We start from the raw sequence: 26,138 nt of genomic DNA on the forward strand, positions 1-26,138 counted from the left end.
GAGAGACTACAACCCCCGGATCATTCCGGCGTCGATCAGCAACCGGTTCAGCCGCCGCGCTTCGGCGCCGTCCTTGCAGCCGTAGAAGATACCCTTGCAGCGGAGCATGATCTCCTTCTGCTCCGCGAACGAGGGATCCAGTGGGATGCCGGCAGCCTCCTGGATGACCAGCGGCAGATAGGGGCCGTCGATCGTGTCCATCACGGCCTCGCTCTTCACCGGCTCGAAATTGAGGGCGTCGATCGCGTAATAGGTGGCGTAGAGACGCGGATCGTAGGCATCGAGCTTCTTGCCGAGAGCGCCGTCGTCGAGGCCGGGCTCGAGCAGGTTGGGCGCGAATTCCGGCTGGTGATCGCCGTAGCGCACGATCAGGAAGGGCTCGCCGGGGAACTTCTTCTTCAGGCCCGCGATGAAGGCCTTGTACTGCTCCGCGCTCATCGCCTGCCGGCGCAGATATTCGTCGATGGACACCCCATTGCCGGGCGCGCGCCAGTTCGGCAGCAGGTCGGGGCGGAAGCGCGTCTCCCAGGGGAAGTGATTGGCGCCGAGATAGATGAAGGTGAACAGCGGCTTGTTCGGCGGCTGCTGGCCGATCAGCTGGAGCGCCTTGTCGTAGAAGAAGCTATCCGGTTCGACATCCTTGGCGCCGAGGTCCTTCGAGTCCAGGAAGCGCTCTATTCCGGTCGTCATCTGGAAGCTGCGCGCGCCCATGAAGCCGCCGTGGGCGGGATAGAGCGAAAGAGTGTCGTAGCCGCAGCGGCGCAAGCTGAGCGGCAGGCCGCGCTCGACGCGGTTCGAGGCGATGCGCGTCACGAAATAGGCGAAGCGGCCGAACGAGCGCGACGAGAGGCCCGCAAGCACGTTGTATTCGGTGAACCAGCTCGGCCCGCCATTGCTCTCGGCCAGGAACGTGCGCTGCTTGCCGTCCCAGGACTTGAAGTGACTGCCATAGCCTTGCGGCACCTTGATGCCCCGGGCGGCGCGAATGTCGAAGGAGGATTCATCATGGATCATGATGATGTTTGGCCGCCGGCCGGCTGGATGGCAGGAATCGACCAGCGGCACGTTGAGCTGCTCACTGCTCGCGGCGGCCGACTCCATGAAGCCGTATTGCACGAAGTCGGAGACCGAGCTCACGCCGGAGCGGAAAAATTTCGACAGATAGCCGTCGTCGTAATAGCCGCGCCAGGCTTCGTCCGGGTGATAGAGCGAATAGCCTGCGAGGGCTGCGAGACAGGCGAGCTTGCAGGCGAGCGCCGGCAGGCGGCGGATGCGGAACGGATCGAGCCACCACAGCGCATACATCAGCGGCAGGGTGAAGAGGCCAGCCAGGATCACCGACCAGCGCAAATTCGGGAAGATCGTGAACAGGTATGCGACGGTGTCGCGGTCGATCATCATCAGGTCGATGAAGTTGGCCGTCATCTGCACAACGTCGTGCTTGAGCCGCGACAGCAGCATCAGCACCACGACCATGGTCAGGGACAGCGCGCCCGACAGCGCCGGCCGGCGCAGCAGCGTGAGCCAGAAGAAGTTGAGAATGCCCCAGGCGAGCGCGAAGGAGAGGCGCGAGCCGAAATCGTTTTCGGTCTCGTACATCAGGGCGAGGGCGGCAAGGTGCGGCGCAGCAACCGCCAGCAGCCGCCAGATGCCGAGCGCGGCGACGCTCGCCAACACGGCGGTCGCGGCAGAAGGAACTGGATTGGGCGCGGGCGCCATCGACGACACGCAACTCTGTCCGGAGAGGTAATGCCTAGCCGCCTGCCGACCCTCATTCCGGCTAGCGGCGCCCGGCGCAGCCGGAAGCCTGCACCGTGTCATAAAATTGTAACGGAACGGTCAATGACAGGCAATGCGCGCCATGATCCGACCTTCGCCCATTGCGGACGAGAGACGATCGGCTGGCAGACAGGGCGCGCGGAGCGCGTCAGGGCTTGGCGATCCCCGCGATGAACAGGTCGATCACCCCTTCGGCCATCCGCTCGATCTCGCTCGCCTCGACGCTCCAGCGCGGAAAGTGGCCATCGAGATTCATCCGGGCGAAACCGTAGACCAAGGCGCGACCGGCGATCTGGATGCGCTTCAAATCGGCTGGCCGCAGCAGGCCCTGCGCCGCCGCATCGGCCAGCATCTGTTCCGACAGCCCGATCAGCTCGGCGTTGTCGCGCGTCAGCTCCTCGGAGCTACCATGGGCGAAATAGCGGCCGGTCGAGATGATCTCGAAGTGGGCGGGATTGCGCATGGCCCAGCGCAGGTAGGCCAGGCCATAGGCGCGGAATCTGTCGAGCGGCGATGCGGGCGCCTCGCGCAGCGCCGCCTCGATCTCGGCGCGGAAGCGCCGCTGCGCCTCCTCCGCCACTGCGGCCATCAAGGCCTCGCGGTTCGGAAAGTGCCGGAACGGAGCCCCTGGCGAGACCGCCGCCCGGCGGGCCGCCTCACGGACCGAAACCTCGGCACCTTCCGCCGCTAGCTGCAAGGCAGCGTCTATCAACACGCGGCGAAGGTTGCCGTGGTGATATGGCCGGGCTTCGGCGGTTCGGCGGGAACGCGGCTTGGACGTCTGGCGGGTGGGCATAGCGCCTTCTAGCATCACCCGAACGTGAATGTAATCACTGATTACACTGTTGACGATCTGACCGCCGCGAATGTAATCACCGATTACATTAAGAGGGAGGATCGTCATGCCGCAACATCGAAGCTGGCTCGAAGGCTGGCGGCTGCTCGCCGTCCTTGCATGCAGCCTGGTCGCCCTGAGCCTCTGGATCGCCTCGATGCGGCACTTCGAGGTCGAGGGCGTTCGCATGGTGATCCGTTTCACAGCGCGAAGCTCGCTGCTGCTGTTTTGCCTCGCCTTCAGCGCCGCGGCGCTGGCGCGGCTGTGGCCCGGTGCCGGGACGCGATGGCTGCGCCGCAACCGCCGCTATCTGGGCTTGAGCTTTGCGGGCTCCCACGCAATCCATGCAGCCGCCATTGTCGCCTTTGCCAATATGGACCCGGCGAGCTTCGCGGAAGCCACTTCGGCGGCTTCTTATATTTTCGGCGGCATCGGCTATGGATTCATTATCGCCATGAGCGCGACGTCGCTCGACCGCACGGCTGCGCTGATCGGGCCGCGCGCCTGGCGCACGCTGCATCTTGTCGGCGGCTATTATCTTTGGTTCCAGTTCATGGTGTCATTCGGCAAGCGCGTGCCGGCGATGCCGCTCTATGCCGCCTTCCTGCTTCCACTGCTCATCGTGATGGCGCTGCGCATGATTGCGATGGCCCGCCATCCGGGCGGGCAGACCGTCCCGGCGGGCTGAAGCGACGCTACTTGGCAGGAGCCAGGCCGCTCAACTGCTTCAGGTCGCGGAAAGAATGAAAGAGCAATGTCTTGCCGAGATGAAAAGAGCGAGACCGCTGTTTGCGATCTCGCTCGACCATAGTCGCCAAGGCCTAAGATTTGGCTTGGCGAGCGAAGCTTGGATTTCGCTCGTCATTCCGGGGCGCGCGCTAACGCGAACCCGGAAATCTCGATCCGCAACCTCTGGATTCCGGGTTGCGCTTCGCGAACCCGGAATGACGGCGTAGAGGTCAGTTCTTGCTCTTGTCGACCAGCGCGCCCTTCTTGATCCAGGGCATCATGTCGCGCAGCTTGGCGCCGACTTCCTCGATCGGGTGCGCGGCGAGCTTGGCACGGGTCGCCTTGAACGAGGTCTGGTTGACCTTGTTCTCGAGCATCCAGTCGCGCGCGAACTTGCCGCCCTGGATGTCGGCCAGAACCTTGCGCATCTCCTTCTTGGTCTCGTCGGTGATGATGCGCGGGCCGGTGACGTACTCGCCGTACTCGGCGGTGTTGGAGATCGAGTAGTTCATGTTGGCGATGCCGCCTTCATAGATCAGGTCGACGATCAGCTTCACTTCGTGCAGGCACTCGAAATAGGCCATCTCCGGCGCGTAGCCGGCTTCGACCAGGGTCTCGTAGCCGCCCTTGATCAGTTCGACCAGGCCGCCGCAGAGCACCACCTGCTCGCCGAACAGGTCGGTCTCGCACTCTTCCTTGAACGTGGTCTCGATGATGCCGGCTCGGCCGCCGCCGACCGCCGAAGCGTAGGACAGGCCGAGATCATGGGCGTTGCCCGAGACGTCCTTGGCGATCGCGATCAGGCAAGGCACGCCGCCGCCGCGCTGATACTCCGAACGCACGGTGTGGCCGGGGCCCTTCGGCGCGATCATCAGCACGTCGAGGTCGGCGCGCGGATCGAGCAGGTTGAAGTGGACGTTGAGGCCGTGCGCGAACACGAGAGCGGCGCCCTTCTTCATGTTGTCGTGCAGGTGCTCGCGATAGATATCGCCCTGGAGCTCGTCCGGGGTCAGCATCATGACGAGGTCGGCCCATTTGGCGGCTTCGGCGACTTCCATCACCTTGAAGCCGGCGGCCTCCGCTTTCTTCACCGAGCCCGAATCCTTGCGCAGCGCAATGGCAACGTCCTTGACGCCGGAGTCCTTGAGGTTGAGCGCATGGGCATGGCCCTGGCTGCCATAGCCGACGATGGCGACCTTCTTGCCCTTGATCAGGTTCAGGTCGGCGTCGCGATCGTAATAAACACGCATAGGTCGTTTCCTCGTTCAGGGCCGAAATCGGCCAATGGTCAGTGTCCGAAGGGTGAAATTTGCGGATTTCGGGGGCTGTCTAGAGCATTTTCAGCCCTGAGGGAAACCCGTTTCTGCATGGAAATCCGCGACATCATGCATCCATGAAAACGGGGTAGAGGGAAGCCAGCAGCAGGATCGCCATCAGGACATTGAAGGCGCGCACCAGCCGCTCGGAGGTCAGGACCGGCCGCAGTGCAGTGCCGAACAGCGCCCAGACCACAGTCGAGACCGTGCCGACGATGAGGCTGATCACGGTCTGGATGGCGATGTTGAGCGGGAATTGGGCGATTGCCGCATAGGCGGTGATGGTGCCGATCACGATCACCCAGCCCTTGGCGTTGATCCACTGGAACATCGCCGCGCTCCAGAAGGCCATCGGGCCGTGGGCCGTCTCCTCACCCGGCTTGGCCGGACCGGACATCGCGATCACGGCGGCCAGGTAGATCAGATAGGCGGCGCCGGCATATTTCAGGAGAGTCTGCAGGATCGGATAGGCCAGGAAGACGGTGCCGAGCCCGAGGCCGACCGCGGCGACCATGAAGGCGAAGCCGAGCACGATCCCGGCGATATGGGGAATGGTGCGGCGGAAGCCATAGGTCAGGCCAGAGGACAGCAGCATGATGTTGTTCGGCCCTGGCGTGAAGTACATCACGACCATGAAGACGAGGAAGGCGTAGAACAGCGAGTAGGTCAACATCACCTCACGCGGTCTTCGGCAGAACTTGCGGGCGCTTCGCCAGCACCATCACGGCGATCCCAAAGATCACGGTCAGCATGCCGGCGAGGCGCAACGGGCCGAACCGTTCGCCGAATACGATGCTGGACGCCGCCGAGCCGACGAACGGCACCAGCAGCGCGAACGGCACCACTTGCGCGGCGGGATAGTCGCGCAACAGGCGGCCCCAGAGCCAGTAGGCGATGCTGGTGGAGATGCCACCGAGCATCAGCATGCAGAGCGCCGTCGTCGGGGATATCTGCGTCAGCGATGTCCAGGTCGGCGCGGGCCCGTCGGCGATCAGCGCCAGCGCGAACAGCGGCACGGCGGCGCTGAGGCACAGCCAGGCGAAAAGATCGAACATCGGCACGCCGCGTGCCTGGCGCAGCAAGAGATTGCCAATCGCAAAGCTGATCGGCGAGATCATCAGCACCGCGAAGGCGGCGACGCTGAAGTCGTAGCCGACCGTTCCACAGATCATCAGCAACCCGGCAGCGGCGATTACGATACCGAGCGTCTGCACCGGCGTGGGACGTTCGCCGAATAGGGTCGCGGCAAAACCGATCGTGAACAGCGCCTGGCTCTGCACGACGACGGAGGTCAAGCCCACCGGCACGCCGTGAGCGATGCCATAGGCCTGGGACAGGAACTGACCGAGGAACAGCGTGAAGCTGATCGCGATCAGCAGTGACCAGGCGATCTTCGGCTTGGGAATGAACAGGCACGGCACCGCGGCGATGGTAAAGCGCAACGCCGTCATCAGCTCCGGCGAAAGCTCGTCGAGCGCGATCCGGCTTGCCACGAACGCAAGCCCCCAGATGATCGCCACCATCACGGCGATGAAGATGTCCGCCGGCTTCATTGCTGTTTCCGGTTCTGCTTTGTCGTGCAGCCCTGTTGTTGTTCTAGCCTTGCTCGCCGGCCTTCGGTTTACGCAGCAGATACGTACCGTGCATTGGTGCGTGGTAATCGGCCGAGACCAGCTTGAAGCCGACATCGATCAGCATCCGCTCCATCACCCAGCCGAAGGTCGAATATTCATCGCGCATATGCGTCACGACACTCTCTCGCGAGAAGTCGTGGTTCTTGATCTGGAAGTCGGCCCATTGCTCGACGTCGCGTTCGATCGCGTCGGGCATCGCGGTATAGACAATGTCGCGCAAATAGAAGCTCGCGCCCGGCTTCAGTGCACGATAGATCCGCGACATCGCCACCGCTTTCCAGAAATCCGGCAGATGGTGCAGCGTGAACTCGCTGACGATGAGATCATAGGATTCCGGGCGGTAGGCAAAGCTGAGCAGCCCGGCCGATTGCGTGCGCACGGGCGCCTTGCGATCGCGGGCATAGATCTCGGCCAGCGCCAGCATGGCCGGCGAAATGTCGATGGCGTCGACGTCGGCGCCCATCAGCGCCGCTTCGGTCGCGAGCACGCCGTTGCCGCAGCCGATGTCCGCAATGCGCCAGCCGCGCTGGACACCGAGCATTTTCAGAGCGGCGCGCGCCCGCATGTCGGCATCGTCGTGGGCGTCGTAGATCGAGGCCACAGCGGGCTCGATCCCCATCCGGTTCCGCTCGTTGTAGTACCAGTCGCGCGCCAGCATGGCTCACATCCCTTCAGGCCCGCGACCGATCGCGGCAACACCCGTGCGCGACACCTCGACGAGGCCGAGCGGGCGCATCAGGTCGATAAACTGATTGATCTTGTCGGTATTGCCTGTGATCTCGAACACAAAGCTCTCTGTGGTGGCATCGATTACCCGGGCCCGGAACGCATCCGCCAGCCGCAGTGCCTCGACCCGATGCTCGCCCTGCCCGCGCACCTTCACCATCGCCAGTTCGCGCTCGATCGAGCGGCGGGTCTGGGTCATGTCGACGACCTGGTAGACCGGGATCATGCGGTCGAGCTGGTTCTTGATCTGCGCGATCACCATCGGCGTGCCAGTGGTGACGATGGTGATGCGCGACAGATGCTTCTGGGCCTCGGTCTCCGAGACCGTAAGGCTTTCGATGTTGTAGCCGCGGCCCGAGAACAGGCCGATGACGCGGGCGAGCACGCCGGGCTCGTTCTGCACGAGCACGGCAAGCGTATGCGTCTCGTTGGGATCGTGGCGATCCTCGATGAAATAGGCGGATGCGGGCTGGTTCATTGTCGTCCCCTCTTGTCTCTTCGTCACACCATCGCCGGCGCGTCCGTCCCGACCCAACGGCGGAACAGATCGAAATCGATATTGCCCCCGGAAAGCACGAGACCGACGCGCTTGCCCTTCAGCTCGCTCTTTTCCTGCAGCGCCGCGGCCAGCGCGGCTGCGCCGGCGCCTTCGGCGAGATTATGCGTATCGGTCCAGTAGGCGCGGATCGCGGCGGCGACCTCGTCGTCGGTGACCTCTACGATGCGCGAGGCGCCCTTGCGGATCAGCGCGAATGCATCCCGGTCGGGGATGCGCGTCGCCATGCCGTCGGCGCGCGTGTTGCTGGTCTCGGTCGTCACGATGTTTCCGGCCGCGAACGACAGCGCATAGGACGGCGCTTCCGTCGACTGCACGCCGACGATCTCGGTCTTCAGGCCGAGCAGGTCGCGCGCCATGATGCAGCCGCAGATGCCGGAGCCCTGCCCGATCGGCACATAGAGGATATCGAGGTCGGACACTGCGCGGAACAGTTCGAGAGCGTAGGTCGCAACGCCAAGAACGAGATCCGGGTGGAACGAGGGCACCATGTGGAGCCCGGCGAACTGCGCACGGCGTTCGGCTTCCTCGCGCGCCGCCTGAAAGTCCTCGCCGTGTTCGACGAGTTCGGCACCAAAGGCCTTCATCGCGCGGTTCTTCTCGACCGAGTTGCCGCGCGGCACATAGATCACCGCGGGCACGCCGTGCCGGCTCGCGGCAAAGGCAAGGCTCTGACCGTGATTGCCGCGCGTCGCCGAGATGATCCCCGAGATCTTCGGCCGCTCGCGCTTCAGCCTTTCGAGATAGACGAGGCCGCCGCGTACCTTGAAGGCGCCGATCGGCGTGTGGTTCTCGTGCTTGACCACGACCTCGGTGCCGAGCCGACCTGCGAGCAACGGCCAGGCATGCGCCGGCGTTGCCGGCACCGCCTGCCCCACGATCGCATGTGCGCGCTCGAGCTCCCTCAGGTCGAACATGGCCTCACACCAGCGCCTTGCCGCCCGCGAACGCCTTCGCGGTCGCCTCGTCATTCGCCTGTTCCGGCAACAGCATCTCGTTATGCGCCTTGCCGGAGGGGATCATCGGGAAGCAGTTTTCGAGCGCTGCGACGCGGCAGTCGAACAGCACCGGACGCTTGACCGAGATCATCTCCTTGATGGCGCCGTCGAGGTCGGCGGGCTTGTGCACCTGGAGGCCGACCGCGCCATAGGCCTCCGCAAGCTTGACGAAATCCGGCAACGCTTCCGAATAGGAATGCGACAGCCGGTTGCCGTGCAGCAGCTGCTGCCATTGGCGCACCATGCCCATGTACTGGTTGTTCAGGATGAAGATCTTGATCGGCAGCTCGTACTGCACCGCCGTCGACATCTCCTGCATCGTCATCTGCACCGAGGCGTCGCCCGCGATGTCGATGACGAGGCTGTCGGGATGGGCCACCTGCACGCCGACCGCGGCCGGCAGGCCGTAGCCCATGGTGCCGAGACCGCCCGATGTCATCCAGCGATGCGGCTCCTCGAAGCCGTAGAACTGCGCCGCCCACATCTGATGCTGGCCGACCTCGGTCGTGATGTAGGTATCCTTGCCGCGCGTCGCCTCGAACAGGCTCTGGATCGCGTGCTGCGGCAGGATCACGTCGTTGCTCTTCTTGTAGTAGAGCGAGTTGCGGGCGCGCCATTGCGCGATCTGCTGCCACCACGACTTGATGTCGGGCTTCTTCGCCTCGGCCTTGAACACCTGGAGGATGTCGCCGAGGACGTTGCCGCAATCGCCGATGATCGGCACGTCGACCCGGATGTTCTTGTTGATCGAGGACGGATCGATGTCGATATGGATCTTCTTCGAGCCCGGAGAGAACGCATCCACGCGGCCGGTGATGCGGTCGTCGAAGCGCGCGCCGACGCACAGCATGACGTCGCAATCATGCATCGTCATGTTGGCCTCGTAGGTGCCGTGCATGCCGAGCATGCCGAGCCAGTTCTTGCCCGACGCCGGATAGGCGCCGAGGCCCATCAGCGTCGAGGTGATCGGAAAGCCCGTGACCTCGACCAGCTCGCGCAAGAGCCTGGTCGCCTCGGGGCCGGAATTGATGACGCCGCCGCCGCTGTAGATCACCGGACGCTTCGCATTCGCGAGCAGCGAGACCGCCTTGCGGATCTGCGTCGCATCGCCCTTCACGCGCGGCGCGTAGGAACGGTGCACGTCGGACTTGCGCGGCGAATGATATGTGCCGGTCGCGAACTGGACGTCCTTGGGCACGTCGACCAGCACCGGACCCGGACGGCCGGAGGTCGCGACATAGAAGGCTTCGTGCAGCACCTTCGCGAGATCGTTGACGTCCCGCACCAGCCAATTGTGCTTGGTGCAGGGGCGCGTGATGCCGACGGTGTCGCATTCCTGGAAGGCGTCGTTGCCGATCAGATGCGTCGGCACCTGGCCGGAGATGCAGACCAGAGGGATCGAGTCCATCAGGGCATCCGTCAGCGGCGTCACCATGTTGGTGGCGCCGGGACCGGAGGTGACCAGCGCAACGCCCGGCTTGCCGGTCGAGCGCGCATAGCCCTCGGCGGCGTGGCCGGCACCCTGCTCGTGGCGGACCAGGATGTGCTGGACCTCGCTCTGCTGGAAGATCTCGTCATAGATCGGAAGCACCGCGCCGCCGGGATAGCCGAAGATGTCGGTCACGCCGTGGTCGATGAGCGCGCGGACGATCATCGCAGCGCCTGTCATCTGGTTCGGATCGTGGCTCTTGTCGTTCATTGGCTTACTCCGGATGCGCTGTTGTCAGCGGCTTCGTTCGTGTCGGGTTCGGGAAATAAAAAAGGCCCCGAAGAGGGCCCATGCACACCGCCTGTCTTGTGGATGGCAGCTAGCCATCCCCGGCGGTGTGCCTGGGTACGACGGCGATAAGGAGTTTGGTAATAATATTTCGCATGGCGGGCGCTGGGCTTCCCAAAGGTTGCGCGAAACATAGCGGCCAAACCCTGGATGTCAAGGCAATGCGACCGTTTTTGCGCGATTTCGGCAGTGTAGCGATGTTCCCCAGCTTCGGCGAGAGGTAAATTGGAGAACCGGGGCAGAAAAGCGCGTCGGACCCAACTGACCGTCATTCCGGGGCTCGCGAAGCGAGAACCCGGAATCTCGAGATTCCGGGTTTCGCCCTTCGGGCGCCCCCGGAATGACGGTCAGTTGGGCGCCCGCGCCGCGACAGCCGCAAGCCACCCCCTTGCCTCCTCCGGCTTGATCCATTCGAACTCCGGCAATTGGTGCCGGAACCAGGTGAACTGACGTTTCGCGTAATGGCGGGTGTCGGCGCGGCCGATGCTGGCGGCCTCCTCCAGGCTGAGCTCGCCCCGCAAGTGGCGGATCAGGGCCGGCACGCCATGGGCCTTCATCGCCGGCAGCAGCGGATCGAGCTGCCTGGCGGCGAGCCGCTCGACCTCGTTGAGCGCGCCGGCGCTCAGCATGGCCTCGAAACGGGCATCGATGCGGGCGTACAGCTCGTCCCGCTCTGGCGCGAGGAACACCGCGCGAAAACTGTCCTTCGGCAGCAGCGGCGGCTGGCCTTCGCGGTGCCAGTCGAGCAGCGAGCGGCCGGTCGCCTCGATCACCTCGAGAGCGCGCGCGATGCGGGTTCGGTCGCGCAGGTTCAATCGCCCGGCCGCGCGCGGGTCGCGCGCGGCGAGCTCGGCGTGCAGCGCTTCGACGCCGTTCCGTTCCAGCCGCCCGCGCACGTTCTCACGGACCTCGGCGGGGATCGGCGGCACCACGGAGAGACCTGTGGTCAGCGCCTTGAAATAGAGACCGGTGCCGCCGATGAAGACCGGAAGACGTCCTTGGGCCCTCGTTTCTTCGAGCGCCTTCGACGCGTCGGCCACCCAGGCACCAGCCGAGAAATTCACCGACGCATCGACATGCCCATAGAGATGATGCGGCACCAGCGCCTCGTCCGCCCCCGTCGGCCGTGCCGTGATGATGCGCAGGTCGCGGTACACCTGCATGGAATCGGCATTGATGACGACGCCGCCGGTGGCGCGCGCAAGCTCGAGCGCCAGCGCCGACTTGCCGCTGGCGGTCGGGCCTGCGATAAGCACGGCCTTGCTCGAATGCCCCTCGCTCACGAAAACCTCAAATGTCCCTCGTCGCCACGCTGATCTGCAACCCTAATAATCCCGCGCTCGATTCCACCATCGTCGACGGCGCCCGCGCCGTGCTGCCACAGGCGGCACCCGCGCACTGGCTGTTCGACGGGGTTGCGGTCGACATCCCTTTCGGCGCCGACAGTAACCTCGAAGCCGACCGCCACGCCATCGAGCAGCGGCTGCGCGAGCTTCGCGGCGACCTGCCCATCGACATCGTCGTGCAGCCTGTCGGCTTCAGGCGCAAGAAGCTTTTTCTCGCCGACATGGATTCCACCATGATCGGCCAGGAATGCATCGACGAGCTGGCCGATTTCGTCGGGGTGAAGGCGCATGTGGCCGGCATCACCGAGCGCGCGATGCGCGGCGAGATCGAGTTCGAGCCGGCGCTGCGCGAGCGCGTCGCGCTGCTCAAGGGCTTGCCCGCCAGCGCCGTCGACGAGGTGCTGGACAAGCGCATCACGCTGACGCCGGGAGGCCGCGAGCTGGTCGCGACCATGCGCGCAAACGGCGCCTATACCTGCCTCGTCTCCGGCGGCTTCACATTGTTCACGCGCGCGGTCGCCGCCAAGCTTGGCTTCCAGGAGAACCGCGCCAACGAGCTCGTCGTGCGCGACGGCAAGTTCACCGGCGAGGTCAAGGAGCCGATCCTGGGCCGCGCCGCCAAGCTCGCGACGTTGGTGGATCTAATGGAATCGTTCGATCTCGACGACATCGACTCGGTGGTGGTCGGCGACGGCGCCAACGATCTCGCGATGATCCAGGCCGCGGGTCTGGGTGTGGCCTACCATGCCAAGCCGGCGGTGGCCGCCGCGGCCGCCGCGCGAATCGACCACGGTGATCTCACCGCGCTGCTCTATGCGCAGGGCTATCGGCGCGACGAGTTCGTGGAGGGCTGACGCAAACGTCGTTCCGGGATGGTGCGAAGCACCAGACCTCGGGTGCGCAATCGCGCACCGGGGAACCTCGAGATTCCGGGTTCGATGCTTCGCATCGCCCCGGAATGACGGATGAAATTACTGCACGCTCAACGCGACGAAGCGCAGTTCGCCGTCGCCGTTGGAGACCAGCAGCAGCACCGATTTCTTGCCCTCCTTCTTGAGCAGGTCGATACGCTTCTGGATGTCGGCGCCGCTGGAAACGGCCTCCTGCGCCACCTCGACGATGACGTCGCCGGCGGACAGGCGCTTCTCGGCGGCGTCCGACTTGGCATCGACATTGGTGACGACGACGCCCTTGACGCTGTCCTTGATCTTGTAGCGCGTGCGCAGATCCTTGTTCAGCGTCGCGAGATCGAGGCCGAGCGCCTTCTGCGTCACCGGCTTCTCGGGCGCCGGCTCGTCGGTCTTCACCGCGGCCTGCACCTTGTCGGGATCCTGGAGGCGGCCCAGCGTGACCTTCTTGATCTCTTCCTGGCCCTTGCGGATGATGACGACGTCGACCTCCTTGCCGACCGCGGTGTCGGCGACGACGCGGGACAGGTCTTTCGGGTCCTTGACGTCCTTGCCGTCGAACTTGACGACGACGTCGCCGGGCTCGATGCCGGCGGGCTTGGCCGGGCCCTTGTCGTCGACGCCGGCGACCAGAGCACCGCGCGCGGGCTTGATGTTGAGGCTCTCGGCGATCTCGTCGGTGACGCTCTGGATGCGCACCCCTAACCAGCCGCGGCGCAGCTCGCCGAACTGCCGGAGCTGGTCGACGACGCCCACCACCGTCTTCGACGGCACGGCGAAACCGATGCCGATGGAGCCGCCGGAGGGCGAGATGATCAGCGTGTTGACGCCGATGACGTCGCCGTCGAGGTTGAACAGCGGGCCGCCGGAATTGCCGCGGTTGATGGAGGCGTCGGTCTGGATGTAGCTGTCGTACGGCCCCGAAGAGATGTCGCGGTTCTTGGCCGAGACGATGCCGGCCGTCACCGTGCCGCCGAGACTGAAGGGGTTGCCGATCGCGACCACCCAGTCGCCGAGCCGCAGCTTGTCGGAATCGCCGAACTTGACCGCCACCAGCGGCTTCGTCGGCTTGATCTTGAGCACGGCGAGATCGGTCTTCTTGTCGACGCCGACCAGCTCGGCCTTGATCTTGGTGCCGTCGTTGAGGATGACGTGGATCTCGTCGGCGTCGGCAATGACGTGGTTGTTGGTGACGACGACACCCGCGGTGTCGATGATGAAGCCGCTTCCGAGCGAGTTGGTCTTGCGCGGCGCGTTGTTCTCGCCGCCCTTGCTGCCGCCACCGGGGCCCCTGCGGTTCTTGAAGAAATCGTCGAAGAACTCTTCGAAGGGCGAACCGGGCGGCAGCTGCGGCATCGAGTTGCTGCCCCCGCCCTTGGCTTCGACGTTTTGCGAGGTCGAGATGTTGACGACCGCGTCGATCACCTTCTCGGCGACGTCGGCGATGCCGTCGGGTCCGCGCGCATGGGCTGGCGTGCCGAACGCGCCGAGAGCACTGACGGCAAGCGCGGCCAACCCAATTCGCACACCAAATCGCACGCCGCGGCGCGAGCGGGACGGGGCAGTGGTGGCAGCGGTCATTGTGATCTCCAGACAAAGGGATTTGGCGCCAGACTGCGCTCGAACGGGGGCACGGCGCAAGCGCGGAGCTGAGCGGGCCTCAAGAACCCGACAATACGGCGAAAAACCGTCCGGCGCCTTCACTTTGGCGTTGCCCCGGTGCCTAAATCGGGCGCCGAATAACCCAGATCAGGACCAGACCTGCGATGGCCGAGCCGATCCCGACCACCCGCAGGATGTTGTCCGGCGTGGCGATGGCGCTCTTCATCGCTTTGCGCATCCAGTTGGGACTGGCCGCGAACATCAAGCCTTCAAGCACGAACAGAATGCCAAGGCCGATGAGGAAGTCGGCGAACGCAATGGACCTCATCGGAATGGAACCTCCCGCTATGCTGTTCTTGTCTGGACAAAGGGCGGCCAGACCGGCCGCCCTTGTCTAGCTTACGGCTTCGCCGGCGTCTCGCTTGGCGTCCTGCCGGAGGCGCTACCGAAGTACCGGAAGAAATCCGAGTCCGGCCGCAGCAGGAAACGGGTATCGTTCGCGCGCAACCCGTTCTCATAGGCCGCCATCGACCGGTAGAAGGCGAAGAAGTCGGCGTCCTTGCCGTAGGCTTCCGCGAACAGGCGGTTGCGCTCGGCATCGCCCGCACCGCGGGTCTGCTCGGACTGCGAATTGGCTTCCGCGATGATCACGGTCGCCTCGCGGTCGGCCTTGGACTTGATCTCCTGAGCCTTCTGGGCACCCTGCGCCCGGAACTCGGCCGCCTCGCGGTCGCGCTCCGTCTTCATGCGCTGGTAGACCGCCTGGCTGTTCTGCTCCGGCAGGTCGGCGCGGCGGATCCGGACGTCGACGACCTGAATGCCGTAGCCATCGGCTTCGCGGTCGAGCTGCTCGCGGATGCGCTGCATCAGCTTTTCGCGGTCGTCGCGCACCACGTTGATGAAGGTGACCTCGCCGAGCACGCGGCGGAGCGCTGCGTTCAGGAGGGTGGTGAGCTGGATATTGGCGGCCTGGATCGAGCCGACGCTCTGGTAGAAGCGCAATGCATTCTTGATGCGGTAGCGCGCGAAGGCATCCACCACGAGCCGCTTCTGGTCGGACGCGATCGCTTCCTGCGACGGGTTCTCCAGGTCGAGGATCCGCTTGTCGATGTTGATCACCGAATTCCACGGCGCCTTGAAATGCAGGCCGGGCGCGGTGACGACCTCGACGGGCCTGCCGAACTGGAGCACGATCGTCTGCTCGGTCTGCTGCACCGTGAACAGCGACATGTAGCCGACGACCACGACGAACAGGAGCACGAGCAGCGTGACGAAACCTGTGACCGGAGACCTCATCGGTTGCCTCCGCTCGACTGCGCACCGGTGGCAGGCGTCCGCTTGGGCGCCAGTTCGGGAAGCGGCAGATAGGGCACGACGCCCTGTCCCGATGGGCCGCCATCATAAACGAGCTTGTCCGCGCCGCCGAGCACGCGCTCCATCGTCTCCAGGTAGATCCGTTCACGCGTCACGTCGGGCGCCTTCTTGTACTCGTCGTAAACCTTCAGGAAGCGCGCGCTCTGGCCCTTGGCCTCGGCGACCGCCTGCTCCTTGTAACCTTCGGCATCCTGCAGGATCTTGGCCGCGCGTCCGCGCGCCTGCGGGATCACCTGATTGGCGTAGGTCTGCGCCTCGTTCTGCAGCTGCTCCTGGTTGGCGCGGGCCGCCTGGACGTCGCGGAACGCGTCGATCACCTGCGCCGGCGGATCGACCTTCTGCATCTGCACCTGGGTGATGAGGATGCCCGCGCCGTAGCTGTCCAGGGTCCTCTGGATCAGCTCCTGGACGCCCTGCTCGGTCACGTTGCGCGCACCGGTCAGGATCGGCTGGATCTGGGACCGGCCGATCACCTCGCGCATCGCGCTCTCGGAGACCGCCTTCACGGTGCCCTCGGGGTTCTGGATGTTGAAGAGGAAATCGCCGACACCGTCCGGCTTGATGCGCCAGAGCACGGTGAAGTCGACGTCGACGATGTTCTCGTCGCCGGTCAGCATCAGGCTCTCCTCAGGCACGTCCCGAATGGTCCGGCCGCGCCGTGCCGGATCCTCGATCAGCGTCATGCCGATGGAGGTGGTATTGACGCGCAGCGCCTTCGGCAGCAGCACGGTCTCGATCGGATAAGGCAGGTGATAGTTCAGGCCCGGCTGCACGGTGCGGACATGCTTGCCGAAGCGCAGCACGACACCGAGCTCTTCGGACTGCACGCGGAAGAAGCCCGACAGCAGCCAGAATGCGACGATCAGCAGGATGATCAGCGTGATTCCGATGCCCGAGAAGTAACCGCCCGGCATGATCTGCTGGAGGCGGTCCTGGCTGCGGCGCAGAAGGTCTTCCAGATCCGGCGGCCTCGGCCCGACCGGTTGCGGGCCTGAGCCCCATGGTCCCTTTGGACCCGAGCCCCATGGGCCACCGCCCTGATTCTTCCACGGCATTCGACGCTCTCCTCGGCAGGGCAGAATGCCCCCGCCCGCTTTGTCCGGTCCGGCTTTATAGGGGACAGGCAGGTCCCTTACAACGCAACCCGGGCCGTCCTCCGAGCTAAGCTCAGGGGCAGAAAAGTCAATGTTAACATTGGCAAATGCGGTTAATGCCCCGCCCGCCGACGATATGTCACATAGGAGAAGTCGGCGCTGTCGTCAGGTCCTGCAGGATGACGGATGCGCGTCGTCTCGTCCCACCCCGCCTTGTCGATGGCGAAATGCGTGTCGCCTTCCGGCCGCGCATGCACTTCGGTGATTTCGAGGCGATCAGCGCGAGCGAGCCAGTGCCGGTAGATCTCGGCGCCGCCGATCACCGCGATCTCAGTGACCGAACGCCGCAGGGCATCGCCGCGCGCGACCGCCTCCGCATCCGCTGCGGCCGTCGTAACGATGGCGCCGGCGGCACGATAGGCCGCATCGCGCGTGATCACGATGTTGGTGCGGCCCGGCAACGGCCGGCGCAGGGACTCGAAGGTCTTGCGGCCCATGATCACCGGCCTGCCGATCGTGAGCGCCTTGAATCGGGCCATGTCGGATTTCAACCGCCACGGAATGGCGTTGCCCGCGCCGATGACGCCGTTCTCCGCGATGGCAACGACGAAGACGATCTCCATCAGGGCGCGTTCCCGGCGAGGCGCGTCAGCGCAGGCCCGGTGACGCGGCACAGCGTCCAATCATCCATCATGACCGCCCCGAGCGATTTGTAGAATGCGATCGACGGCGCGTTCCAGTCGAGCACCGCCCATTGCAGGCGCGACCAGCCGTTCTCGACGCATTCCCTGGCAAGATAGACCAGCAGCGCCTTGCCGAGACCCCTGCCCCGATGTGATGGCCTTACATAGAGATCTTCGAGATAGATGCCGTGGCGACCGCTGAATGTCGAGAAGTTCGCAAACCACACCGCGAAGCCGGCCGGCTCACCGTTCCACTCCGCGATCGCGCAATAGAGCTGCGGCTTTTCGCCGAACAGTGCGTCGGCGATGTCAGCCTCGGTCGCCTCCACCTCGTGCGACAGTTTCTCGTATTCAGCAAGCTCGCGGATGAAACCCAGAACGAGCCCGGCTTCGCCCGGGCGCACGTGGCGGATGTTGAGCGACATAGACGCTAGACCGCGACTTCCGCCTTGATGTGCGGATGCGGATCATAGCCGACGAGCTCGAAATCCTCGTAGCGGAAGGAGAAGATGTCCTTCACCTCGGGATTGATCCGCATCACCGGCAGCGGCCGCGGCGCCCGGGTGAGCTGGAGCCGCGCCTGCTCCAGATGGTTGGAATAGAGGTGGGCGTCGCCGAACGAATGCACGAAGTCGCCGGGCTTCAGGCCGGTGACCTGCGCCACCATCATGGTGAGCAGCGCGTAGGAGGCGATGTTGAAAGGCACGCCGAGGAATACGTCGGCCGAGCGCTGATAGAGCTGGCACGACAATTTTCCGTTCGCGACATAGAACTGGAACAACAGGTGGCAGGGCGGCAGAGCCATCTTCTCGACGTCGGCGGGATTCCAGGCGGTGACGATCAGCCGGCGGGAATCGGGCGTGCGCTTGATCATGTCGATGACATTGGCGATCTGGTCGATGCTGCGCCCGTCCGCCGTGGGCCATGAGCGCCATTGATGGCCGTACACCGGGCCGAGATCGCCATTGGCGTCCGCCCATTCGTCCCAGATGGTGACGCCGTTGTCGCGGAGATATTTGATGTTGGTGTCGCCCTTCAGGAACCAGAGCAGCTCATGCACGATCGCCTTCAGCGGCAGCCGCTTGGTGGTCAGCATCGGGAAGCCGGCGGACAGGTTGAAGCGCATCTGATGGCCGAATACCGAGAGCGTGCCGGTGCCGGTCCGGTCGGTCTTCTCCGCGCCGTCCGAAAGAATCCGTTCGAGCAGGTCCTGATACTGATGCATGTGTCATGAGCCTTTGGGAGGCGGCGAACTTAACGGTGCCTCCCGTGCGACGACAGCCGCGATTCGCTGCCTCCACCGATTATACCCGGAAAAGTGAGCCTTTCCGGCAAAACGACAAGGGGCGGAACTCAGCGTCCCGCCCCTCGCCTATCGACTTGATGGCTTTGCTTAATTTGCCGGCTTGAGCACCGGGCTCCACTTCGCGATCTCGCTCTTGACGAGGGCCCCCAGCGCCTCCGGCGTGCGGTCCTTAGGCCCCGGGATGACGCTGCCGAGCTCGAGCAGGCGCTTCTTCACGGTCTCGTCGTCGAGCGCCTTGTTGGCGGCGGCGTTCAGGGTCGCCACGATGGCGGGCGAGGTTCCCTTGGGCGCGAACACCGCGTTCCACGCCTGGGCCTGGAAGGCCGGCAGGCCGGCCTCCGCCGTGGTCGGCACGTTCGGCAGCGACGGGTTACGCTCGGCCGTGGCGATCGCGTAGGCCTTGATGGTGCCGGCATTGATCTGCGGCACGGCGTTGACGATCTGGTCGCACATGTAGTCGACCTGTCCGGCCACGAGCGCGTTCATCGCGGGTCCGGTGCCGCTGAAGGGCACGCCGACGGGCTTGATGTCGAGAATGGAGTGAAGGAGCTCGCACGAGACGTGCGAGACCGAGCCGATGCCGGCATGCGCAGCATTGACCTTCTCGGCATTCGCCTTCACGTAGGTGACGAACTCCTTGAGATCCTTCGGCGGAAAATCCTTGCGCGCCAGGATCAGGATCGGCGTGCCCGCCAGCAGCGCGACCGGCTCGAAATCCTTCTCGGGGTGATAGGCCAGCTTCGGATAGAGCGGCACCGAGGCGGCATGCGTACCCATGTGCCCGGTGATCAGCGTGTAGCCGTCATTGGCCGCGCGCGCAGCGCGCGTCGTGGCCGTGGTGCCGCCGGCGCCGACGACGTTCTCGATGACGATGCTCTGCCCCAGCGTCTGCGCCATGTTCCCCGTGACGATGCGCGAGATCACGTCGGTCGGCCCGCCGGCCGCGAACGGCACGATCATGGTGATCGTGCGGGTCGGATAGGTCTGCGCCTCGGCCGGCGCGATGAAGCTGCCCAGCGATGCGAGCGTTGCTGCACATGCGCCCGTGAGCGCGCGAATGAACGTCATGGCGATTCCCCTGTCGGTTCTTTGGGCTACAAACAAAATGCCGGCCCAAAGGCCGGCATCTCCATTTCACGAAGCCGTAACACAAGTCGATTCGACTTCCGAATGCGGCGCGCCGACGCAGGACTGAGCCGACGCAAGCGCACCCAACATCAATTCTCGGACTCGGTGAACACCTCGTCGCGCTTGGCGCGCAACGCCGGTAGCACCGTAAGCACAAGAAGGCCAGCCGCGACCGCCAGCAGCACCGCCGACAACGGACGCGTCAGGAACACGCTCCAGTCGCCGCGCGAGATCAGCAGCGCACGGCGCAGGTTCTCTTCCATCAACGGTCCGAGCACCATGCCGAGCAGCAGCGGCGCCGGCTCGAAATCGTGCTTGATCAACCAGTAGCCGACGAGACCGAAGATACCGGCCAGGATGACGTCGACCGGAGCATTGTTCACCGAATAGATGCCGATCGCGCAGAAGATCACGATCGAGGGGAACATCAGCCGGTACGGCACGCGCAGGAGCCGCACCCAGATGCCGACCAGCGGCAGGTTGATGATGATCAGCATCAGATTGCCGATCCACATCGAGGCGATCATGCCCCAGACGAGATCGGGCTGCTTCTGCATCACCTGCGGGCCCGGCACGATGCCGTGGATCGTCATCGCGCCGACCATCAGGGCCATCACCGCGTTCGGCGGGATGCCGAGCGTGAGCAGCGGGATGAACGAAGTTTGCGCCGCAGCATTGTTGGCACTCTCCGGCCCCGCCACGCCCTCGATCGCGCCGCGGCCGAACCGCGACGGGTTCTTGGCGAGCTTCTTCTCGAGCGTGTAGGCTGCGAACGAGGCGATCACCGCGCCGCCGCCGGGGAGAATACCGAGAATGGAACCGAGCACGGTGCCGCGCAGGATCGGCGGCGTCGCATCGATCAGATCCTTCCTGGTCGGCATCAGGCCCGTGATCTTCTGCTGAACGAGATCGCGGTTCATCTCGGCGCCATGGTCGAGATTGCGGATGATCTCGGCAAAGCCGAACACGCCCATCGCCACCGTCGCAAAGCCGAGGCCGTCGGCAAGCTCCGGAATGTTGAAGGCCATGCGCGAGGCGCCGGTCTCGATGTCCGAGCCGACCATCGAGAGCAGCAGCCCGAACACGATCATCGCGATCGCCTTCAGCACCGAGCCCTTGGCCAGCACCACCGCGAAGATCAGGCCGAGCACCATCAGCGAGAAATATTCGGCCGGACCGAACGCCAGCGCGAGCTTCGTGAGCGGCGCACCGAGGATCGCAATCAGGACAGTGGCCACGCAGCCGGCGAAGAACGAGCCGATCGCCGCGATCGCCAATGCCGGGCCGGCACGGCCCTGCTTCGCCATCTGGTGACCGTCTATGGCTGTCACGACCGATGTCGCTTCACCGGGTATGTTGACCAGGATCGACGTGGTCGAACCGCCATATTGCGCGCCGTAATAGATGCCGGCGAGCATGATCAGCGCGCCGACCGGCGGCAGTCCGAACGTGATCGGCAGCAGCATCGCGACGGTCGCGATGGTGCCGATACCGGGGAGCACGCCGACCAGCGTGCCGACCAGGGCGCCGATCAGACACATCAGAAGGTTGATCGGAGTAAATGCGACGGCGAAGCCGTGAGCGAGGTTCGCAAAAATATCCATCACGCCCTCACTGGATCAGGAAACGCGGATACATCGGCATCGGCAGTCCGAGCACGTACGGAAACAGGATTGCGCAACCGAGAGTCAGGCAGGCGCCGACGATCGCCGCTTCGAGCCAGCGCGTCTCGTGCGAGCCCGCTGCCGCGATCATGAAGCTCCCGAAGGCCGTGACGATGAGACCAAGGGACCGGATCGACAGGGCAAAGAAGACGATCGCGACCACAACGAACAGCGGTCCCCGCCAGGAATAGTGGGCCATCGCCGGCCCATTGGTCAGAAGACCGGTCAGCGCGATCGCGGCAGACAAGGCGACCAGCAGCCCGCCGAACATGCGCGGCGCGGTCCCTGCGCCGAACGAGAAGCCCCGCATGCCCTGCAAATCGCTCGATGCATACAGCGCGAACAGCGCAACGGCCATCAGGACGACGCCGCCGACATAGTCCTGTGCCGATCGGATCGTCATGAACAGCGTAAGGATCGCCACCGCGAACAGCGGGTAGGAATAGATCAGCGCCAGCAGCACCTCGGACGACATCTTCTTGGTGCCGCCGCCGAACGATCCGAACACGGCACTCGGCGCGCCAGCCAGCAGCGCCGTCACATGGCCGGTGATGACCGCCGCCGGACCGCGGCCGGCCCCCCAGCCGAAGATCGTCCCGATCGACCAGATCAATTCGAAGATCTGCGGCGCAATCGCCAGCAGACAAAATCCGAGCGCCATCCGGGTGTTTCGGTTGGCCGTCGCTGAGTGGCCCATCGTGTCGGCCATGCATGTCTCCTCCGCGACCCGTAAGTCACGAGCACTGTTGTTGTAAATCGCCTGGAACTGGATCCCCCGCCCCGGACCACTGCCTAGCGATTTTCGTCACACAATGCCAGCAAAACCCAACATCCCGCCGGCCAGCAGGAGCCAGAGTGGATTGATGCGCGAGACTGATGCGATCACCGCAACCACGACGGTCAGGAGCAGTGCAGCAATCGTGCGATCGGCCGACTGGGCGAGGATCAACGCGCTCGCCGCCATCAGACCGATCGAAAGCGGAACCAGTGCAGCCTGAATCACACCGGGCCAGCGCGATTGGCCGGGGCGGTTCAGAAGCCGGCTGACATAATAGGCAAACAGCGCCGTCGGCAGGCACATCGCCAGCGTCGCCGCCATCGCGCCGGGAATGCCCGCGACGGCATAGCCTATTAACGTCACGATAAGAACGTTCGGACCTGGCGAGAGCTGAGCGATCGCATAGGCATCCGTGAACTGCTTGTCGGTCATCCAGTGATTCACCTCGACCGCGATGCGGTGCATCTCGGGCACTGCTGCCGCGGCCCCGCCGACGGCGAACAGCGACATCAGGCCAAAGGTGGAGATCAGCGACCAGATCGGGCTATGGCTGGTCATGCTGCTACTTTCCGCCGCAGGAAATAGGTGAGGCCGACACTAACGGGGATCGCGACCAGCGGCACCGCCTGGAGCGGCAGGCGAAGCACGCCGATGGCTAGGAACACGCCGAGCATCAGGATCATCGCGGGCGGATCCGCCCGCTTCAGCAGCGGCGTCATCATGCGAAAGACCACCGCTATCAAGAGGCCGACTGCCGCGCAGGAGATGCCGGCGAGGATCCGGCTGAGCACCGCAAGGTCCCCGAAATGGGCATAGGCGATGGCAAGCACCGTCACGATCAGTGTCGGCGGCACCAACAGCCCCGCGAAGGCGGCAAGGCCCCCGGCGACGCCGCGCAGTCGCGATCCGAACACCATGGACAGATTGACGATATTGGGGCCCGGCAGGAAGTGGCAAAGCGCAAAGGTCTCATTGAACTCGTCCGCCGTCATCCAGCGGTGCTGCTCGACGATCGCGCGCCGGGCAAACACCAGGACGCCCCCGAAACCGGCCAGCGACATCCGGGCGAAGGCCAGGAATAGTGCGGCGACGCTCGGCGGGGTGGCAAGAATACCCGGCTGCTGGGCGGCCGGCGCTGAATCCGGGGACATGTCAGGAGCTTAGAACGAGGATTGCGCGGCGGCCAAGACGAGTCCGGAACTTACCCAGAGGGAATAACCCTCCAACCCTCTGTTTTTTGAGAGCTTTGTCCCCTATATTGGTGATGCCGGTTCGCCGGCTATGGAAATAAACGGTCGTCGCAATAAACCATTCGGACCCGGGGGCGGTACCCGGCGCCTCCACCAAAGCCCACGATCAGGGCATCCCGGAAGCGGGCTTTGGCGGGGGCGAAATAGGATCGACGAGGGCGTAAAGGGCGTACTTTTTCCCGGTATTGTTCCGCCGTTATCGGGCTACTGCAATAGTTGCCAACGACAACTTTGCTCCGGTTGCTCAGGCTGCGTAACGCAGTTTGAAAGACCACTCTAAAGTCCTAACGGGTTAAGCTCCGTTAGGCGGGGTTCGGAGGCACCTGGCAACAGAAGCCTCCACTTTACTCTTTTAGATTTCTCCCCGGCGGGACTCCTGCTCAACCGTCAGGCGCGGTACTATCGAGGCTTGACGAGTCGGGGCCGGCAGGGTCCGGCTTCGGGATGCAACAGGACGACCATGGCGACCGATCATATCCGATACGATGTGCTGGCCCGCGACGCGCTGCGCGGCGTGCTGCGGAAGGTGCTGACCGACGCCGCGGCCCATGGCCTGCCGGGCGAGCACCATTTCTTCATCACCTTCGTGTCGAAGGCCGATGGCGTGAAGCTGTCGCCGCGGCTGCTCGCGCAATATCCGGAAGAGATGACGATCATCCTCCAGCACCAGTTCTGGGACCTGACCGTGCTCGAGGATCGCTTCGAGGTCGGCCTGTCCTTTGGCGGCATCCCGGAGCGGCTGGTGGTGCCGTTTGGCGCCATCAAGAGCTTCCTCGACCCGTCCGTGAAGTTCGGCCTCCAGTTCGACACCTCCGACGTCGCCGAGGTCGCGGCCGAGACTTTGCCCGCAGCGCCGGCGCCGTCGGCTGTATCGGTCCCGGCACCTGCGACCGAGACAGCGGAAGCCACCGACGAACCGCCTTCGCCGAGCCAGGGCGGCGCCGAAGTCGTGCGGCTCGATCGTTTCCGCAAGAAATGATCTAGATTGGGCTCCCGCCCGTCGTACGCACCCAAACTGCCTATATAGAGAAGCACATGGAAAAGCCGCGCGGCGTTTCGCGCGGCAGAATGGATGTGCTCATGGCCAAAGCTTCCCGCGCGAAGACGACCCGCCCCTCAAGCGCCGCGACCCGGATCGAAACCGACAGCTTTGGTCCCATCGAGGTCCCAGCCGATCGCTACTGGGGCGCGCAGACCGAACGCTCGCGCCAGAATTTTCGCATCGGCACCGACCGCATGCCGATCTCGCTGGTGCATGCACTCGGGATCGTCAAGCTCGCCGCCGCACAGTCCAATCGCGAGCTCGGCCTGCTCGACGAGCGCCGCGCCAATGCCATCATCCGCGCCGCGCGCGAGGTGATCGAGGGCAAGCTGGACGACCATTTCCCGCTCGTGGTGTGGCAGACCGGCTCGGGCACGCAGAGCAACATGAACCTCAACGAGGTGATCGCCAACCGCGCCAATGAGCTGCTCGGCGGCGAACTCGGCGCCAAGACACCGGTGCACCCGAACGACCACGTCAACATGAGCCAGTCGTCGAACGACTCGTTTCCCACCGCGATGCACATCGCGGCCGCAAGCCGCATCAATGTCGATCTGGTCCCTGCTCTCGGCGAGTTGCTCAGCGCGCTGCGCAAGAAGGAGAAGGAGTTTTCCAGGATCGTCAAGATCGGCCGCACCCATACCCAGGATGCGACGCCCCTGACGCTCGGTCAGGAATTTTCCGGCTATGCCGCGCAGGTCGAAAGCGGCATCGCCCGCCTCAGGAGCGCGGTGAAGGAGCTCTATCCGCTGGCGCAGGGCGGCACCGCCGTCGGCACCGGCCTCAACTCCAAGCCGCGCTTTGCAAAGCTGTTCGCCAAGCACGTCGCTGAGATCACCAAGCTGCCCTTCACCAGCGCCGCCAACAAATTCGAGGCGCTGGCGTCGAACGATGCCTATGTGCTGGTGCACGGTGCCATCAATTCGGTCGCCACCGGCCTGTTCAAGATCGCCAACGACATCCGGCTGCTCGGCTCCGGCCCGCGCTCGGGGCTCGGCGAATTGATCCTGCCGGAGAACGAGCCGGGCTCATCGATCATGCCGGGCAAGGTCAATCCGACCCAATGCGAGGCGATGACCATGGTGTGCTGCCAGGTGTTCGGCAATCACACCGCCATCACCGTCGCCGGCAGCCAAGGCCATTTCGAGCTCAACGTCTACAAGCCCGTGCTCGCCTACAACATGCTGCACTCGATCCGTCTGATGGCGGACGCCGCACGCTCCTTCACCGAACATTGCGTCAGCGGCATCCGCGCCGACGAAAAGCGCATCCAGGAGCTGATGCAGCGCTCGCTGATGCTGGTGACCGCGCTGGCCCCGAAGATCGGCTACGACAACGCCGCCAAGGTGGCCAAGACGGCGCACGCCAACGGTACCACGCTGAAGGAGGAGGCGCTGCGGCTCGGCTTCGTCTCGGCCGACGAGTTTGACCGCCTGGTGCGCCCCGAGAAGATGACCAGCCCGGGCTAGCTTCCGAATTCCGATTGCCATCCGTAGTGATACGGACGCTCGGCGCCCTAAAAAGAAGCGGTTTTGCGGGCGGGATTTGATTACCGTCAATGTTGCCGCGGGGCGGCATGCTACGCAGCCCTACTGCCCCCGACGGGGCGAAAT

General features: G+C 64.6%; 26 protein-coding genes and 1 other RNA gene. 5 read left to right on the forward strand and 22 right to left on the reverse strand.

Annotated elements, in window-relative coordinates:
• Positions 1 to 6 precede the first annotated feature (6 nt).
• Together AC3WLX_RS14155 and AC3WLX_RS14160 are read right to left on the reverse strand one after the other, a co-directional pair.
• Positions 7 to 1,719, reverse strand: coding sequence for an LTA synthase family protein (locus tag AC3WLX_RS14155; RefSeq protein ID WP_492337288.1), 1,713 nt, complete (start codon positions 1,717 to 1,719; stop codon positions 7 to 9).
• Between the two features lie 208 nt (positions 1,720 to 1,927).
• On the reverse strand, positions 1,928 to 2,683 hold the full coding sequence (locus AC3WLX_RS14160; protein WP_492336402.1) for a TetR/AcrR family transcriptional regulator: 756 nt from the start codon (positions 2,681 to 2,683) through the stop codon (positions 1,928 to 1,930).
• On the opposite strand from AC3WLX_RS14160, the gene AC3WLX_RS14165 reads away from it, so the two are divergent.
• A complete protein-coding gene (locus AC3WLX_RS14165; protein WP_492336403.1) occupies positions 2,682 to 3,302 on the forward strand; it encodes a hypothetical protein in 621 nt (206 codons plus the stop codon). The two genes, AC3WLX_RS14160 and AC3WLX_RS14165, sit on opposite strands and share 2 nt — an antisense overlap.
• A 271-nt stretch (positions 3,303 to 3,573) precedes the next feature.
• On the opposite strand, the gene ilvC is transcribed toward AC3WLX_RS14165, so the two are convergent.
• The 8 genes from ilvC to miaA all read right to left on the reverse strand — a co-directional run bounded on the left by ilvC (position 3,574) and on the right by miaA (position 11,633).
• On the reverse strand, positions 3,574 to 4,593 hold the full coding sequence (ilvC, locus tag AC3WLX_RS14170; protein WP_100180635.1) for a ketol-acid reductoisomerase: 1,020 nt from the start codon (positions 4,591 to 4,593) through the stop codon (positions 3,574 to 3,576).
• A 133-nt stretch (positions 4,594 to 4,726) separates the two neighbouring features.
• On the reverse strand, positions 4,727 to 5,332 hold the full coding sequence (locus tag AC3WLX_RS14175; protein ID WP_492336404.1) for a LysE family translocator: 606 nt from the start codon (positions 5,330 to 5,332) through the stop codon (positions 4,727 to 4,729).
• A 4-nt stretch (positions 5,333 to 5,336) separates the two neighbouring features.
• Positions 5,337 to 6,212 (reverse strand): EamA family transporter, encoded by an 876-nt coding sequence (locus tag AC3WLX_RS14180; RefSeq protein ID WP_492336405.1) that lies wholly within the window; start codon positions 6,210 to 6,212, stop codon positions 5,337 to 5,339.
• Between the two features lie 43 nt (positions 6,213 to 6,255).
• Positions 6,256 to 6,951: a class I SAM-dependent methyltransferase gene (locus AC3WLX_RS14185; RefSeq protein WP_492336406.1), complete on the reverse strand. Its 696-nt coding sequence runs from the start codon at positions 6,949 to 6,951 to the stop codon at positions 6,256 to 6,258.
• A 3-nt stretch (positions 6,952 to 6,954) separates the two neighbouring features.
• Positions 6,955 to 7,497, reverse strand: coding sequence for an acetolactate synthase small subunit (gene ilvN, locus AC3WLX_RS14190; protein ID WP_492336407.1), 543 nt, complete (start codon positions 7,495 to 7,497; stop codon positions 6,955 to 6,957).
• 23 nt (positions 7,498 to 7,520) lie between these two features.
• Positions 7,521 to 8,492 (reverse strand): threonine dehydratase, encoded by a 972-nt coding sequence (locus AC3WLX_RS14195; RefSeq protein ID WP_492336408.1) that lies wholly within the window; start codon positions 8,490 to 8,492, stop codon positions 7,521 to 7,523.
• A gap of 4 nt (positions 8,493 to 8,496) precedes the next feature.
• On the reverse strand, positions 8,497 to 10,272 hold the full coding sequence (locus AC3WLX_RS14200; protein ID WP_492336409.1) for an acetolactate synthase 3 large subunit: 1,776 nt from the start codon (positions 10,270 to 10,272) through the stop codon (positions 8,497 to 8,499).
• 425 nt (positions 10,273 to 10,697) lie between these two features.
• Positions 10,698 to 11,633 (reverse strand): tRNA (adenosine(37)-N6)-dimethylallyltransferase MiaA, encoded by a 936-nt coding sequence (gene miaA / locus AC3WLX_RS14205; protein ID WP_492336410.1) that lies wholly within the window; start codon positions 11,631 to 11,633, stop codon positions 10,698 to 10,700.
• Positions 11,634 to 11,644: 11 nt separating this feature from the next.
• On the opposite strand from miaA, the gene serB reads away from it, so the two are divergent.
• Positions 11,645 to 12,550: a phosphoserine phosphatase SerB gene (serB, locus tag AC3WLX_RS14210; protein WP_492336411.1), complete on the forward strand. Its 906-nt coding sequence runs from the start codon at positions 11,645 to 11,647 to the stop codon at positions 12,548 to 12,550.
• A 117-nt stretch (positions 12,551 to 12,667) separates the two neighbouring features.
• Here the strand turns inward: serB and AC3WLX_RS14215 are convergent, their stop codons facing one another.
• The 12 genes from AC3WLX_RS14215 to AC3WLX_RS14270 form a co-directional block, all read right to left on the reverse strand.
• On the reverse strand, positions 12,668 to 14,185 hold the full coding sequence (locus AC3WLX_RS14215) for a Do family serine endopeptidase (RefSeq protein WP_492336412.1): 1,518 nt from the start codon (positions 14,183 to 14,185) through the stop codon (positions 12,668 to 12,670).
• Between the two features lie 142 nt (positions 14,186 to 14,327).
• Entirely contained in the window at positions 14,328 to 14,534 is a 207-nt protein-coding gene (locus tag AC3WLX_RS14220; protein WP_492336413.1) for a DUF2065 domain-containing protein, read from the reverse strand.
• Positions 14,535 to 14,605: 71 nt separating this feature from the next.
• Positions 14,606 to 15,502, reverse strand: coding sequence for a protease modulator HflC (gene hflC / locus AC3WLX_RS14225; RefSeq protein WP_291625115.1), 897 nt, complete (start codon positions 15,500 to 15,502; stop codon positions 14,606 to 14,608).
• Positions 15,499 to 16,635: an FtsH protease activity modulator HflK gene (gene hflK / locus AC3WLX_RS14230; RefSeq protein ID WP_492336414.1), complete on the reverse strand. Its 1,137-nt coding sequence runs from the start codon at positions 16,633 to 16,635 to the stop codon at positions 15,499 to 15,501. The genes hflC and hflK overlap by 4 nt, the downstream gene beginning before the upstream one ends.
• Before the next feature lie 152 nt (positions 16,636 to 16,787).
• Positions 16,788 to 17,297 (reverse strand): dihydrofolate reductase, encoded by a 510-nt coding sequence (locus AC3WLX_RS14235; RefSeq protein ID WP_492336415.1) that lies wholly within the window; start codon positions 17,295 to 17,297, stop codon positions 16,788 to 16,790.
• A complete protein-coding gene (locus tag AC3WLX_RS14240; protein WP_291625109.1) occupies positions 17,297 to 17,782 on the reverse strand; it encodes a GNAT family N-acetyltransferase in 486 nt (161 codons plus the stop codon). The genes AC3WLX_RS14235 and AC3WLX_RS14240 overlap by 1 nt, the downstream gene beginning before the upstream one ends.
• 5 nt (positions 17,783 to 17,787) lie before the next feature.
• Positions 17,788 to 18,582 carry a thymidylate synthase gene (locus tag AC3WLX_RS14245; RefSeq protein WP_492336416.1) on the reverse strand — a complete coding sequence of 265 codons (795 nt, stop codon included), beginning with the start codon at positions 18,580 to 18,582 and terminating at the stop codon, positions 17,788 to 17,790.
• A 168-nt stretch (positions 18,583 to 18,750) separates the two neighbouring features.
• Positions 18,751 to 19,731 carry a tripartite tricarboxylate transporter substrate binding protein BugD gene (locus AC3WLX_RS14250; RefSeq protein ID WP_492336417.1) on the reverse strand — a complete coding sequence of 327 codons (981 nt, stop codon included), beginning with the start codon at positions 19,729 to 19,731 and terminating at the stop codon, positions 18,751 to 18,753.
• 149 nt (positions 19,732 to 19,880) lie between these two features.
• Positions 19,881 to 21,395 carry a tripartite tricarboxylate transporter permease gene (locus AC3WLX_RS14255; protein WP_492336418.1) on the reverse strand — a complete coding sequence of 505 codons (1,515 nt, stop codon included), beginning with the start codon at positions 21,393 to 21,395 and terminating at the stop codon, positions 19,881 to 19,883.
• 7 nt (positions 21,396 to 21,402) lie between these two features.
• Positions 21,403 to 22,164 carry a tripartite tricarboxylate transporter TctB family protein gene (locus AC3WLX_RS14260; RefSeq protein WP_291625100.1) on the reverse strand — a complete coding sequence of 254 codons (762 nt, stop codon included), beginning with the start codon at positions 22,162 to 22,164 and terminating at the stop codon, positions 21,403 to 21,405.
• A gap of 96 nt (positions 22,165 to 22,260) precedes the next feature.
• Positions 22,261 to 22,791, reverse strand: a complete 531-nt coding sequence (locus AC3WLX_RS14265; RefSeq protein ID WP_492336419.1) for a chromate transporter — start codon at positions 22,789 to 22,791, stop codon at positions 22,261 to 22,263.
• A complete protein-coding gene (locus tag AC3WLX_RS14270; RefSeq protein ID WP_492336420.1) occupies positions 22,788 to 23,384 on the reverse strand; it encodes a chromate transporter in 597 nt (198 codons plus the stop codon). The genes AC3WLX_RS14265 and AC3WLX_RS14270 overlap by 4 nt, the downstream gene beginning before the upstream one ends.
• 76 nt (positions 23,385 to 23,460) lie before the next feature.
• Between AC3WLX_RS14270 and ssrA the strand changes: the two genes are divergently transcribed.
• The 3 genes from ssrA (at position 23,461) to fumC (ending at position 25,994) form a co-directional block, all read left to right on the forward strand.
• Positions 23,461 to 23,827, forward strand: a transfer-messenger RNA (tmRNA) gene (ssrA, locus tag AC3WLX_RS14275).
• 116 nt (positions 23,828 to 23,943) lie between these two features.
• Complete coding sequence (locus tag AC3WLX_RS14280; RefSeq protein WP_492336421.1) at positions 23,944 to 24,462, forward strand: SspB family protein; 519 nt, start codon at positions 23,944 to 23,946, stop codon at positions 24,460 to 24,462.
• A gap of 89 nt (positions 24,463 to 24,551) precedes the next feature.
• On the forward strand, positions 24,552 to 25,994 hold the full coding sequence (gene fumC, locus AC3WLX_RS14285; protein ID WP_492337289.1) for a class II fumarate hydratase: 1,443 nt from the start codon (positions 24,552 to 24,554) through the stop codon (positions 25,992 to 25,994).
• The last annotated feature ends 144 nt before the right edge of the window (positions 25,995 to 26,138 follow it).

This window comes from Bradyrhizobium sp. FW305-F6 (genome assembly GCF_058782905.1).